Genomic DNA, 12917 nt, shown 5'->3' on the forward strand with positions numbered 1-12917 from the left:
TGCACTCCAACGGGCTAGCGGCAGGAAAAGGCGCACGGGAGGATACACGACGACTTCCAGGTCGCTCCTCGAAAGGGCTCCTGGCAGCTGCTATAGGAATTTCTGAACAATCTTGCCAGGTCGAACGGAATCAGATCGGCACGCGTTGTTCGGCTGGCTTTCACGGCTCGGCATCGACCATCCCGCGCGCTCAGCGCCGCCGAGGCACACGCATGTCCGAAGCGGCCACAACCGCGGCAAGGCGCCCGTCCCCTGACCCGGTACGCGGGCCAGGGGACGATCCGTCAGCTCACTGCCTCCACTGCTGGTTGGACTGCCCCGAGCAGGACCACAGGATCAGCTGGGTGCCGTTGGCCGTGCCGAGGCCGCTGGCGTCCAGGCAGAGGTTGGACAACGCGTTGGTGATGGTGCCGTTAACGTTGACGCTCCACTGCTGGTTCGTGCCGCCGTGGCAGTCATAGATCGTCGCCTTGGTGCCGTTGGCCGTACCGCCGCCGGCGGCTTCGAGGCACTTCGAGCCGTAGACGACGAGCTGCCGGCCGGAGGTGTAGGTCCAGCTCTGGTTGCTGCCGCCGTGGCAGTCCCACAGCTGGAGCTGCGTGCCGTTGGCGGTGCTCGACCCCGGAACGTCCGCGCACCGGCCCGACGGCACGCCGACGATCTGCCTGCCGCCCGTCACGGGATCGCCGATGCTGCCGGGCACGGACCGCAGCGCCGCGTACCAGGCGGCCGCCATCTTGTCGTAGCCCGTGGCCGTCGGGTGGACGCCGTCAATCAGGTCGGCGGTGGTGAGTGCGGCGTGCATGTCGACCAGGCGCACGCGCTTGCCCGCGTTGACCTTGCTCTGCACCATGCCGGGAATCGTCGCGTTGTACTGGCGCGCAGCGGATTCCTGACCCGAGTTGGCCAGCGGGATGATCGTCGCGACGAACACGTCGGCGTTCGGCACGGTCGCGGTGATGCGGTCGACCAGGGCCGACAAACGCGCGGGCGCGCTGGCGACGTTGTAGTTCTGCAGGATGTCGTTGGTGCCGATGTGCAGCAACACGGTGCGCGGGTTGGTGTTGCGCAGCCACGTCACGACGTTCGCGTCGATCTGGTCGATGCGCCAGCCGGGATGACCCTGGTGGTCGTGGTCTCCCAACGACGCGGGGCCGTTGAACTGGGAGCCGACGAAGTCGACTCGGTAGTTACCCGAGCCGAACCGCTGCCACAGCCCGATGCGGTAGCCGCCGGGCACCTGCGTGCCCTCGGTGATCGAGTCGCCCAGCGGCATGACCCGCGTTCCACCGTTGGACTCCGCGACCGCCGGTGGGGCGGACGTCAGCGCTGCGGCGAGCAGAGCGGCGGCACAGCCGACGAGCCACCTTGACCTGATCTGCATCGTGTTCTCCCCATTGAGAGCAACAATGGAATGTTAACGCTCACAGTCAAGGCGCGCGCCGCCGCACTGTCAAGGAGAACTCCAGACGAGACGACGTTTCGAAAACGCCCAGGCAGACACATCGTGTCTCTGATTAGCACGTGGTGACCGTCGAACAAAGGTTGTCGAATTCGACCTCACCGGACGGATCCACCGCCTGTCCGCGGAATTGGCCACCAGGCCCCGGAAGTTAACGCTCACATCATCTGTGGGCGAACATGGGTCCCGGTCCGGTCGGGACGTAGGCCCCTCACGCTCGGTGGCCCCTCCTGCGAGCTTCAGGGCAGTACTTCGACGTGGAGGTGAGCGGGATGGACCGTGGTCAGCCCGATGAGACGACGCTGCGAGCGGCGGTGGCGCTCGCGGGCCGAGCGCCGTCGGTGCACAACTCCCAGCCGTGGCGCTGGGAAACCGGTGCGCACAGCCTGCACCTGTACGCCGACCGCACCCGCGCGGTGCCGGCGACCGACCCGCTGGGCGCCGACCTGGTCGTCAGCTGCGGGGCGGCGTTGCACCACCTGCGGGTCGGGCTCGCGGCACTGGGCTGGCGTGCGAAGGTCCACCGGCTGCCCAACCCGGCCCTGCGCGACCACCTGGCCGCGGTCGAGTTCGAACCATCCGAACCGAGGGGCGTCCAGGTGGCGCTGGCGGCCGCGATCCCGCGCAGGCGCACCGATCGCCGCGCCTTCTCCTCGTGGCCCGCGCCCGACGAGCTGCTGGACCAGCTCGTCGCGACCGCGCGCGCCGAGGGCGTGGACGCTCACGTCGCGACCGGCAAGGCGCGTGACGAGCTGCTGATGGCGATCATCAGGGCCGCCGAGGTCCAGGAGTCGGATCCCGCCTACCGGGCCGAGATCCGGCAGTGGAGCGGCGTGTACCCCGGTGCGTCGGCGGGTGTTCCCGCGGCGAACATCCCGGTCGGTCCGCGGCAGTACGGCAACCTCAGGATGCGCGAGTTCTCCCCCGGCTCGTTGCTGCAGGGCGGCCGCGGCGTGCTCGGCCAGGACTCGGGTGCGCTGCTGGTGCTCAGCACGTCGTCCGACGACGACCTGTCACGGCTGCGGGCCGGTGAGGCGACCAGCGCGGTGCTGCTGGAGGCCACCGCCGCGGGACTCGCGACCTGCCCGCTGAGCCAGCCGCTGGAGGTGGTGGAGACCAGGGAGCTCGTGCGCGACGAGGTCCTCGGCGGCGCCGCGTGCCCGCAGCTCGTGATCAGGATCGGCTGGGCCGGTTTCAACGCCGACCCGCTGCCCGCGACACCCCGCCGCCCGGTCGTCGACCTGCTTCGCGACTGACCGATTTCGGTGCAGGGCACAGTTTCGACGCCACGGCAGGTCGTGACGTCCCGGCCGGATCGGGACCAAGGACCGCGTCCGCGGCCGACGGTCCTGAGCAGACTCGACGTAGAGGAACTTCCCAGGAGGTAACGATGTCCGCCGTTCACGCCCCTGCCCGCACCGACACCCGCACGGGTGCCACCGTCTCCCTCGCGGTGCTGCGCATCACGACCGGCCTGCTGTTCGTCTGGGCCTTCGCCGACAAGGCGTTCGGCCTCGGCTACGCCACCCAGCCCAAGAACGCGTGGTTCTCGGGCGGCTCGCCCACGAAGGGCTTCCTCGGCCGGGTGGCCGTCGGACCGTTCGAGTCGGTGTTCCACGACATGGCCGGCGCCTGGTGGGCCGACCTGCTCTTCATGGCGGGTCTGCTCGCGATCGGCGTCGCCCTGGTACTGGGCATCGGCCTGCGGATCGCCGCCACCGGCGGCGCCGTGATGATGCTGCTCATGTGGGCCGCCGAATGGCCGCCGGCCCAGCACACCTCGGGCGGCCAGGCCACGATGTCGACCAACCCGCTCATCGACTACCACGTCGTCTACGCGCTCGTGCTGATCGCACTGGCGGCCACCGCCTCGGGCGCGACCTGGGGACTGGCCCGCTGGTGGAACGAGCTGCCCGTGGTCAAGGCGAACACCTGGCTGCGGTGATGGTGGGAGGGGTCGGGGGCGCCACGAGATCGCGGCGCCCCCGACTCGCGCTCATCGGTCCGAGCAACCGCCACAGCGGCAAGGTGCTCGACGTGAGCGCAGGCAACACGACCGAGGGCGCCGCAAGTGTCGCGTCCACAGTGGAGGGTGCTGCCAGGTCAGGGCACGACCAGGAACACCCACGTCTGTCCCGGGGCCAGCGGGACCTCGGTGCCGTCGGCGGTGGTGTAGCGGGTCGGCTCGGTCGCCGTCGGGCGGGACCACGTGACGTCGAAGGCGCGGCCGTCGCGCAGGACCACGCCCGAACCGGACCCGACCGTCACCACGACGGGGGACGGCTTACCGCTGGTGTCCTCCACGAACTCGCCCGATCGGGTGGAGGCCTGCTGCAGGACGACGGTGGTGGCCGTGACCTGGCCCGACTCCGTCGACGTCAACGGGGACCCGTCGAGCGAGATCTTCCAGCCGTCGTTCCAGGCGAGGTCGAAGCGGTCACCCGGGTAGGTGATCTCCTGGCTGGTGACCGGGCGGCCGCCGGACGGGGCCGGGCCCGTCCGCGGGGCCTTCGCCGGACCCGCGGACGGTGCGGGCAGGTGGTGCGGCCGGACGTAGAGGTTGTGCGGCGCGGCCCTGGCGTTGTCCCGGGAGTACGCGTCGGCCGCGTCCTCCGGTGCCGCGCGGACCAGGCCGGAGCGTTGCACCAGGGGCGCGAGCTCGGGCGCGGAACCGGAGTAGGCGAGGACCGGCGACCCGTACTGGGTCAGCAGGTCGAGGTCTGTCTCGCGGGCGCTGCGCACCGGTCCCACCACCTCGGGTGGTGACGAGTACACGGCGGCGAACCGCGTCAGGCCGCCCTCGACCGGTTCCACGTACACCACGTCGGCCGATCCCAGACCGGTCTGCGGTCGGGCGGCGGTGGCGTTGTCGATCTTGACGACGTACACCCCCGGCAGGGTGTTCGTGGGCGACGCGGTGCTCTTGCCGGGCTCACCACCCTTGGGCAGGAGCACGACGACAGCGGCGACCACGGCGGCGACCACCGCCACAGCGAGAACGATTTTCGTGCGCACGTCCTGCCTCTCCACGGTGAACGCTCCACAGTAGACCGCTTCGGAGAGTTTCGCGACGCGGCCGGAGTCCTTTCCGGACAGTGACCGAGCTCAGAGGTGCTGAACCCGTCAGTGACTCCGGAGAGTCGATCGATCGGGTGACGGAGGTTCTCCGGGGCGTGGACGGGCGAGCCGGGACCAGCACGGCCCGATGAGCACGTCTTCGACTGGACCGACAGCGGCGGCACGTGGGACGCCGCGCTCGAAGGCCCCCCAGTCGGCCTACATCGTGCAGCTCGACGGCACGGTTCTCGTCCGCCAGTTCATCGAGCGGGCACCGGCTGGGCGGTCTGACCGCCCCTCATCCGGTGCCGTGACGGTTGTCGCCGGTCACGGCACCGGCGCGGTGGCGCGTAGTGCGCGCCCGCGTGGAAGCGCGTTCATCCGAAGCGGCCACTCCGCCGGTATGAAACGGTGCAGATCCTCCTGATCGAGTTGTCGCTCGCCCTGCGGCGCTACTGGCGCGTCAACCTGTTGACGGGGCCGTAAAGTCGTGACCACCGGTCACAGCGGATGAGGGCACATGACGGACACCGCGCCACAACGGCGAGCGCGCTCGCGAACGAAGCGGCCGCCGACGATCCTCGACGTCGCCGCGCACGCCGGCGTGTCGCGCGGCACCGTCTCCCGCGTCCTGCAGGGCGGGCACAACGTCAGCCCGGCGTCGCAGGAGGCGGTGCACGCCGCGATCCGCAAGCTGGGTTACGTGGTGAACCGGGCGGCCCGCAGCCTGGTGACGCAGCGCGCGGGTTCGGTGGCGTTCCTCCTGTCAGAGCCGCAGGAGCGGTTCTTCGAGGACCCCAACTTCACCACCCTGCTGCGCGGCTGCACCACCGCACTGGCAGAGCACGACCTGCCGCTCGTCCTGATCACCGCGGGCACCGAGGCCGAACGCCGCCGCATCGCCCCGTTCCTGTCGGCGCACCACGTCGACGGCGTGCTGCTGGTCTCCTCGCACCGCGGCAACCCGATGATCGGCCACCTCCGGCAGGCCAACCTGCCGTTCGTGTGCTGCGGCGAGCCGCTCGGTGAGCACGAGGCGGTGTCCTACGTGACGGCCAACGACCGTGAGGGCGCCAAGGCCATGGTGCGCTACCTGATCGAGTCCGGCCGCGAACACGTCGCGACCATCGCCGGCCCGCAGGACACGCCCGGTGGACTGGAACGGCTTGCCGGCTACCGGGAAGTGCTCGCCGAGCACGGCATCTCCTACCACAAGCGGCTGGTGGCGGTCGGGGACTACAGCCGGGCCAGCGGTGAGGGCTGCATGCAGCGGCTGCTGACCGGTGCACCGGACGTCGACGCCGTCTTCGTGGCGTCGGACCTGATGGCCGACGGCGCGCTGGCGGCGATCGAGCGGGCGGGCCTGCGTGTGCCCGACGACATCGCTGTCGGCGGCTTCGACGACTCGCCGGTCGCAACCGCTGCCCGTCCCCCGCTGACCACCATCCGGCAGCCGTGGAACCGCATCAGCGAGATGATGGCGCGCCAGCTGCTGGCCCAGATCGACGGCGAGGGGCCGGCCGCGGTGATCCTGCCGACCGAGCTCGTCGTCCGCGAGTCAGCCTGATCCGACCGGCGCCGTCGAATTCGGCGGTCGAATTTCGACCAGACTGTGCACGTTCACAGGAATCCATTCCGCTCACTTGAAACGATCACCTGAATACGGTTCTATCAAGGCTAATCGCGCGTCCCACGAGACCGTGCACGTTCACAGTTCGCGACCTCTCGGCTGGCCTCGCTCGATCAAAGGAGATCGAATGACCGCGCATGACGTGTGCCGTGCGAAGAAGATCACCGCGCTGGCGCCGAGCGGCACCTGGTGCGCGGTACCCGGCGGCCGCTGAACAGCCTGACCACATCGGCCCGCTCCGACTTCTCTTCACCGCCCTGCCGAAGAAGAGGTGATTCGTCATGACCGAAATCTCCCGCCGCAGCCTGATGATCGGCGCGGCCGCCGGAGCCGGTGCCCTCGCGCTGGGCACAGCTCCACCAGCGTCCGCGGCGACCTACGTCAAGGGCGCCGACATCAGCTGGATGCCGCAGATGGAGGCCAACGGCTACTACTGGCTCACCAGGTCCGGGCAGCGACAGGACCTGTTCACCATCCTCAGGGGCTACGGCATCAACGCGATCAGCCTGCGCACCTGGGTGAACCCGTCGAACAGCCCGACCGACGGGCATTGCGGCATCCAGGAAACCGCGAAGATGGCGCAGCGGTGCCGGGACGCGGGCATGCAGGTGTTGCTCGGCTTCCACTTCGGTGACACCTGGAACTCCGTCGGTGTGCAGAAGCCGCCCAAGGCGTGGGCGAACATGAGCTATCCGCAGATGCGGGACGCGCTGCGCAGGTACGTCGACGACTCGTTGCGGCTGCTCAAGGCCGGCGGTGTCACGCCGGGCTGGGTGAAGATCGGCAACGAGCAGAACAGCGGCATCTGCTCGCCCGTCGGCAGCGTCAGCACACCGTCCCAGATGACCGGTCTGCTCAACGGCGCCTACGACGTGTCCAAACAGGTCTTCCCGGCCACGCCGGTCATGGTGCACCTGGCCCAGCCGCAGAAGATGGACAGCATCCAGCGGTTCTTCGACGCCTACCGCGGCAACGGCGGCAAGTGGGACATCACCGCGTTGTCCTCCTACGCCCAGGGCAGCAACGTCGCACCGATCGCCGGCAACATGCGGACGATCCAGTCCACCTACGGCAAGCCGGTCATGCACGTCGAATACGGAGGACCGGTCGGCAAGGCCAACCAGGTCCGCGACGGGCTGCGGCAGTTCATCACCACCACCAAGGGGTTCGGCGGCCTGGGCACGTTCTTCTGGGAACCCGCCGGCTACTCGCCGTTCACCGGCTACGGCATGACCGCTTGGACCAGCGATCGCCGTCCCACCGCCGCCATGGACGGCTTCCTCGACGTGTGACAGGAGAACCGATGTCCCTCAAGCGTCTCGCGCTCCTCACGGCCGCGGTCAACGTGGCCGTGCTGGCCCCGATCCCCGCTGTGGCGGCAACCGCGGCGTTGCCGCCGCAGTGTTCCGGCACCGCACCGGTCAAATGCAGTTTCGACGTCGCACCGGGCAACTACGACATCACCGTGGAACTCGGCAGCACCACCAAGGCAGCCAACACCTCCATGTCGGTGGAAGCCCGCAGGCAAGTTCTCGACGCCGTTCCCACGACCGCGGGCCAGATCGTCCGCGCCACCGCGACGGTCAACGTCCGCAACCCGGAGGGTCAGCCCACCGGTCAGGGCGGCACCGGCACGCCGGGCCTGCAGATCACCTTCGGCGGCAGCGCACCCGCGATCGGCGCGCTCACCGTCACACCGGCCGCCGCCCCGCTGGTCACCTACCTCGCGGGCGACTCGACCACCTGCGATCAGCCGACCGCGCCCTACGCGGGCTGGGGCCAGTTCCTGCCCGCGAGGGTCCGCGGCGGTGCCGTGATCGCGAACTACGGCGACTCCGGCGAGAGCTCCGGCAGCTTCCTGTCCAACCGCGTGCTGTTCCCGACGGTGAAGCCGCTGATCAAGAGCAAGGACCTGGTGTTCGTCCAGTTCGGTCACAACGACAAGCAGACGACCGCGACGGCGTTCCGCGACAACCTCACCCGGTTGATCAACGGCGTGCGCGAGCGCGGCGGCGTTCCGGTGCTGGTGACGCCACCTGTGCGCCGGCAGTTCAGCGGCAGCAAGCTCACCGGGACCGCGTTGCACGTCAACGGCGCGGGCGTGGACCTGCCCGCCGTGATGCGGGCGCTCGGCCGCAGCGCGAACGTGCCGGTCATCGACCTGACCGCCAAGAGCCAGGTCCTCGTCGAGTCGATGGGACCGTCGGCGTCACAGGCGCTGTACCTCACCAGGGAAACGGGCGACAACACCCACTTCTCCGAGCGCGGCGGTGCGGAGATGGCGAACCTCGTCGTGCAGGGCGTCCGGGAGCTGAACCTGCCGCTGACCGGCTACCTGCGCTGACCTTCCGGCCCGCCTCGCCGCGGCCGACTCTCCCGCCGCCGCTTCGCACACCTCCCCACCCCTGCAAGGAGTCATCGTGTCGATGCAACGACGTACCTTCCTGAGGCTGAGCACGGTCGCAGCGGCGACCGCGGGTAGCGCGACCCTGCTCGGCTCCAGCCCGGCCGGTGCCGTTCCCGCCGCGCCCCTGGGAACCGCGCCGGCCACGCCGTTCGCCGTCGGTGTGCGCCAGTACAGCTGGACGCGCGGCAGCCGCCGGATCACCACCTACGTCTACTACCCCGCCACCGGCACGGCCGGTGGCAATCCCGTGACGAACGCCCCTGCCGCCGCCGGGGTCTTCCCCGTCTACAACTTCACCCACGGCTTCGGCAGCAGTCCGCAGAACTCCCTGTTCATCATCCGGGCCCTGGCCTCGGCGGGCTTCGTCGTTCCGGCCCCGCACTTCAACCACAGCTTCGACGACGTCAACAACGGCAACACCTCCAAGGACGTCTCGCAGGTCCTCACCGACACCCTCGCCCTCAACGCGAGCGGACCGCTGGCCGGGCACATCAACACCGGCATCGGGGTCGGCGTCTCCGGCCACTCCCTGGGCGGCATGGTCACCCACGGCCTGCTGACCCGCTGGCCCGACAGCCGGATCATCTCCGCCAACCCGCAGTCCTGCGTGGACGTGGGCGACCCGGCCGGTTCGGTCACCGCCAAGGTCCTGTTCGTCCACGGCGACAAGGACTCGACCACGTCTTACTCCTCCGCCCGGCAGGCGTACGCGGAGCTGCGGTGGCCCAAGGCCTTCCTCACCTTCGTCGGCGGCAGCCACACCAGCTTCTGGAGCGACCAGCGCTTCCCCAGGACCGTCGTCGACTGGGCCCGCTGGACCATGTACGGCGACACCGCCGCACGGGACCGCCTCCCGGCCGACGCGTCCGGCTCCAAGACCAGGTGGGAAGCCCAGCTGGGGTGACACCGGACCTGCCGGGGCTACGACGCGTCCAAGGCCCCGGCCACGTGCTCAGCTAGGCGCGAGCCGACCTCCACCCGGCGCCGATGGCCGTGGTGGAGGTCGGCGATCACCTCGCTGACGCTGCCCTGGTCACGTCACGGTGAGGTCTTGACCAGTGAGAGCTGGTCGACGACGACACCGCCCGAACCCGACGCCCGCACGGTGACGGTGGCGGCCCCGCCGGGGAGCACGACGCCGGTGAGCTCGCGCCTGGTCCAGCCGCTCGCCGACGGGATGCTCAGGGTGCGTTGGCTGCCGTCGGCGCCGGTGACGACGACCTGTCCGGCACTGCCGCGAGCGTGCAGGGCCAGGGTGTAGGTGCCCGCGGGCACCGACTCGATCCGCTGCTCCACGCCCCCGCTGTTGCTCACCTGGAGGGCGAAGCGGGACCCGTTCACACCGCCGTTGACGTTGGTGACCGCACCGCCGAGGTTCCGCCATCCCCGGACGCTGGAGACGATGACGCGGTCGGCCTGGATGTCCGGGTTGAGGATGTGGTTGTTCGCCGGTCCGGCGCGCCATTCGCCGGTCGTGACGTTGAACTGCCACTGGCTCACCGAGTGGAACTGTGGCCGCGCACCGGTCTTGGTGATCGGCACCCACTGGTTGTACCCGATGCCGTTCCAGGCGAAGTCGGCCCAGCGGTCGCCGGCGTAGACCACCGTGTTCTGCTTGGTCCCCTTGACCGTCACGAAGAACCCGGTCTGGGTCACGTGGCTGTAGTCCATCTCGGTGCCCGGAAGCACGTACTCGGCCGAGTAGCCGCTCTGGACGCTGCCGAACTCGTTGACGTAGTTGACGGAGCTGTTCCAGCCGTGCGGGTCCGACGCCGCGTGGTAGTACTTGCCGTCGAGCTTGAACATGGCGTTGCCCTCGCGGCCGTCGCCGCGGCGGATCTCCACGGCCGGCTCGATCCGCAGCGAGTCGGACTCGCGGAACTTGGCCACGAAGCCGCGCGAACGCCCTTCGCGGTTGGAGAAGACCAGGTAGTCCTTGCCGTTGTCGTCGGTGAAGACGGTCTGGTCACCGGTGCCGGTCGTGGGCGAGTTGGTGATCTGCGTCTGGAAGTAGCCGTAGTCGAAGGTGTCGGTAGGCGAGTCGCCCTGCAGCAGCAGAACACCGTGTCCGCCGCGACCCGTGTGCCACATCTGCACGGCGAGCACGTACTTGCCGGTGTTCTCGTTGTAGGAGACACCGAGCCGGCCGACCCAGCCCGCACCACCCAGGTCGGCGCCGTTGCCCACGCCGGTGGACCGCGTCGCGACCCGGTTCTCGAACTTCCAGTTCACCAGGTCCTTCGACGAGTACACCGGGATCGACACGAACGAGACGTTGCCGTCGTACTTCTTCGTCGGATTGGCGCGGTAGAGCTCGGCACCGGCGTAGTGCACGCCGTACCAGTAGTAGGTGTCGCCGAACTTGAAGACTCCGCCGCCCTGCGAGTAGATGGGGTTGCCGCTGGTGTCGTTCCAGAACGTGTCGTTCGTGATGGTCTGGAACGTGCCCTCGTCCGCGGCCTTCAGCTCGGCGGCGGCGTTCATCAGCGCCGTCTTCGCGGCGGCGACCTCCGAGGTGGTGGCCGACCTGCTGCCGGCGACGCCGGCGGCGGTGGTCAGAGCCTTGGCGAAGGGGGCCCAGGAGTCGGCCGTGTACTGCGACGGAACGCGGGTCCGGTAGTCGGACACCAGGTGGTCGAGGCCGCGTTCCACCACCGGTCCAGCGGCCGCCCCTTCGTCCAGGAGCCGCGTTCCCGCTGCCCCGGTTGTCTGCGTCCGGGCCACCGCTGGTCCCGCCACGGCGGTACTCGCACAGAGCGGTACGGCCAGTGCCAGGGACAACAACGCGGTGGCGGACAACTTCCAGTACTTCGAAGCGACCCGCGGTGCTTGCCTCAAAACGTCACCTTCCATCGCTCTCGAAGGCGCCGAGGTCCGGCGCGCTTCCGTTGTAGGGCAAGCCGACGCCGGTGCCCTTGTCGATCAACGCGCTGTTCGCGGCGAGGCGGAGGTGCGGCAGCGCGGGCAGGGTGCCGTCGGCTTGCCGGGGTGCGTCCCAGCCGGACGTCGAGACGCTGCGGAACTGCGCGTCCGACAACGGGACGCCGAGGTTCCAGGAGTTGTGCGACGCCGTCGTGCCGTCCATGTTCGCCAGCAGCGTGCCGGTGTAGGCGATGTTGTTGCGCAGGGTGCCCCGGCCGACGGACGTACCGGTCGAGTTGATGCCCCGCATGTCGAAGTCGGGGTGGTTGCCGTAGCCGGTGTTGTTGAAGTAGTCGTTGGCGACCGGGTGGTGGTTGGAGTAGAAGCCCGCGGCCTTGTTGAGGAACGCCACCGAGGAGCGGACGGTGTGCTTCACCGCCCCGGCGTCGTACTTGGCGCCGAAGCCGCCCATCTTGAAACCGGCGCCGTTGCCCGCGGACGTCGTCGTGCCTGGCACGTACCCGTTGCGCCACGCCCACGAGCTCTCGATGAGCACCGGCGAATAGGTGTGGATGAGGTCGAACCCGTCGTCGGAGTTCCACCACGCCCGGCACCCCCGGAACACGTTCGAGGGCTGTCCGGCTGGCGTGTAGTGCGACCCGAAGCCGTCACCGCTCTCACCGGCACCGTTCGAGCTGCGCGAGTCGTAGTTCTCGTGCGAGTCCGAGTTCAGCACGAGGTTGCCGCCCCCGCCGTCGATGAACAGCCCGGCGCCCATGTGGTGGTGGGTGTCTATCTGCTCGAAGACGTTGTTGTCGCCCGAGATCAAAAGCCCCCACGACTCGTGGTTGCGGTTGTTGTTCTGCGGGACACCGGTGACCTCCAGGCCCTTGAGGTGCAGGTGGCTGCCGGTCACGTCGAAGCCCTTGATGCGGCAGTCGTCCCTCATGCCGGAGAAGTCGAAGACGGGCTTCTCCCCCGGCTGGGCCCAGTACCGGATCGGGTTGCCGGAGCTGCCGCTCTTGTTCAGGACGATCGCGGAGACCCTGGCGGTCTGGCTGGAACAGGCACCGGTCGCGCGGGTGTAGGCGTACCGGCCGCCCCGGAAGTAAACCGTGTCACCGGCTTTGGCGGTGGTCTGCGCGCGGGCGATCGACGCCCACGGGGCGGCCTGGGTGCCCGCTGCGCCGTCGTTGCCGTTCGGGGCGACGTAGTAGACGGCTCCGGCCGCGGCTGCCGAGCCGGCGACCACCACCAGCGGACTCGCCGTGACCACCGCCAGCAGGAGGGCACGGGTCATGAACTTCGTGGTTCTCACAGCTTCACCTGCCTGGATGAGTGATGTTCGGCCTGAGCGGGCGGCTCAGGCCGGCGCCGGGCGAGGAGGCCGCGGCCGAGGTTCTCCACCGGTCTGGCGGCCGCCTGCGCAACGCCGCCGGGCGCCGCCGCGTTGATCGTGGAGGCCGCCGCTGTCGCGGACAGCAGGACGGCCACGGCTC

At 69.4% G+C, this 12917-nt stretch carries 11 protein-coding genes; 6 read left to right on the top strand and 5 right to left on the bottom strand.

Annotated elements, in window-relative coordinates; translation table 11 throughout:
* Positions 1 to 289 precede the first annotated feature (289 nt).
* Entirely contained in the window at positions 290 to 1384 is a 1095-nt protein-coding gene (locus tag ADL03_RS01740; RefSeq protein WP_053731537.1) for a ricin-type beta-trefoil lectin domain protein, read from the bottom strand.
* A gap of 350 nt (positions 1385 to 1734) precedes the next feature.
* Between ADL03_RS01740 and ADL03_RS01745 the strand changes: the two genes are divergently transcribed.
* Both ADL03_RS01745 and ADL03_RS01750 read left to right on the top strand, forming a co-directional pair.
* Positions 1735 to 2718, top strand: a complete 984-nt coding sequence (locus ADL03_RS01745) for a nitroreductase family protein (protein WP_053731538.1) — start codon at positions 1735 to 1737, stop codon at positions 2716 to 2718.
* Between the two features lie 134 nt (positions 2719 to 2852).
* On the top strand, positions 2853 to 3407 hold the full coding sequence (locus ADL03_RS01750) for a DoxX family membrane protein (RefSeq protein WP_053731539.1): 555 nt from the start codon (positions 2853 to 2855) through the stop codon (positions 3405 to 3407).
* A 158-nt stretch (positions 3408 to 3565) separates the two neighbouring features.
* Here the strand turns inward: ADL03_RS01750 and ADL03_RS01755 are convergent, their stop codons facing one another.
* Positions 3566 to 4492, bottom strand: a complete 927-nt coding sequence (locus ADL03_RS01755) for a DUF3048 domain-containing protein (protein WP_063798431.1) — start codon at positions 4490 to 4492, stop codon at positions 3566 to 3568.
* Between the two features lie 547 nt (positions 4493 to 5039).
* Here ADL03_RS01755 and ADL03_RS01760 point away from each other — a divergent pair.
* From ADL03_RS01760 to ADL03_RS01775, 4 genes are all read left to right on the top strand, one after another.
* Positions 5040 to 6086, top strand: a complete 1047-nt coding sequence (locus tag ADL03_RS01760; RefSeq protein ID WP_053731540.1) for a LacI family DNA-binding transcriptional regulator — start codon at positions 5040 to 5042, stop codon at positions 6084 to 6086.
* Positions 6087 to 6430: 344 nt separating this feature from the next.
* Positions 6431 to 7441, top strand: coding sequence for a glycosyl hydrolase 53 family protein (locus ADL03_RS01765; protein ID WP_053731541.1), 1011 nt, complete (start codon positions 6431 to 6433; stop codon positions 7439 to 7441).
* A gap of 11 nt (positions 7442 to 7452) precedes the next feature.
* Positions 7453 to 8493, top strand: coding sequence for a rhamnogalacturonan acetylesterase (locus tag ADL03_RS01770; RefSeq protein ID WP_053731542.1), 1041 nt, complete (start codon positions 7453 to 7455; stop codon positions 8491 to 8493).
* 82 nt (positions 8494 to 8575) lie between these two features.
* On the top strand, positions 8576 to 9460 hold the full coding sequence (locus tag ADL03_RS01775) for an alpha/beta hydrolase (protein ID WP_053731632.1): 885 nt from the start codon (positions 8576 to 8578) through the stop codon (positions 9458 to 9460).
* A 134-nt stretch (positions 9461 to 9594) separates the two neighbouring features.
* Here the strand turns inward: ADL03_RS01775 and ADL03_RS01780 are convergent, their stop codons facing one another.
* From ADL03_RS01780 to ADL03_RS01790, 3 genes are all read right to left on the bottom strand, one after another.
* Positions 9595 to 11208 (bottom strand): family 43 glycosylhydrolase, encoded by a 1614-nt coding sequence (locus tag ADL03_RS01780; RefSeq protein ID WP_197287982.1) that lies wholly within the window; start codon positions 11206 to 11208, stop codon positions 9595 to 9597.
* Between the two features lie 190 nt (positions 11209 to 11398).
* Positions 11399 to 12736, bottom strand: a complete 1338-nt coding sequence (locus tag ADL03_RS01785; RefSeq protein WP_197287983.1) for a right-handed parallel beta-helix repeat-containing protein — start codon at positions 12734 to 12736, stop codon at positions 11399 to 11401.
* Positions 12733 to 12912, bottom strand: a complete 180-nt coding sequence (locus ADL03_RS01790) for a hypothetical protein (RefSeq protein ID WP_053731544.1) — start codon at positions 12910 to 12912, stop codon at positions 12733 to 12735. The genes ADL03_RS01785 and ADL03_RS01790 overlap by 4 nt, the downstream gene beginning before the upstream one ends.
* Positions 12913 to 12917: the final 5 nt, after the last annotated feature.

The sequence above is a fragment of the Nocardia sp. NRRL S-836 genome, from assembly GCF_001279525.1.
GTDB lineage: Bacteria > Actinomycetota > Actinomycetes > Mycobacteriales > Pseudonocardiaceae > Lentzea.

Excerpts from the sequence above, each read along its gene's own strand:
- ADL03_RS01740 (WP_053731537.1), bottom strand. The coding sequence starts at position 1,384 with ATGCAGATCAGGTCAAGGTGGCTCGTCGGCTGTGCCGCCGCTCTGCTC.
- ADL03_RS01745 (WP_053731538.1), top strand. The coding sequence starts at position 1,735 with ATGGACCGTGGTCAGCCCGATGAGACGACGCTGCGAGCGGCGGTGGCG.
- ADL03_RS01750 (WP_053731539.1), top strand. The coding sequence starts at position 2,853 with ATGTCCGCCGTTCACGCCCCTGCCCGCACCGACACCCGCACGGGTGCC.
- ADL03_RS01760 (WP_053731540.1), top strand. The coding sequence starts at position 5,040 with ATGACGGACACCGCGCCACAACGGCGAGCGCGCTCGCGAACGAAGCGG.
- ADL03_RS01765 (WP_053731541.1), top strand. The coding sequence starts at position 6,431 with ATGACCGAAATCTCCCGCCGCAGCCTGATGATCGGCGCGGCCGCCGGA.
- ADL03_RS01770 (WP_053731542.1), top strand. The coding sequence starts at position 7,453 with ATGTCCCTCAAGCGTCTCGCGCTCCTCACGGCCGCGGTCAACGTGGCC.
- ADL03_RS01775 (WP_053731632.1), top strand. The coding sequence starts at position 8,576 with ATGCAACGACGTACCTTCCTGAGGCTGAGCACGGTCGCAGCGGCGACC.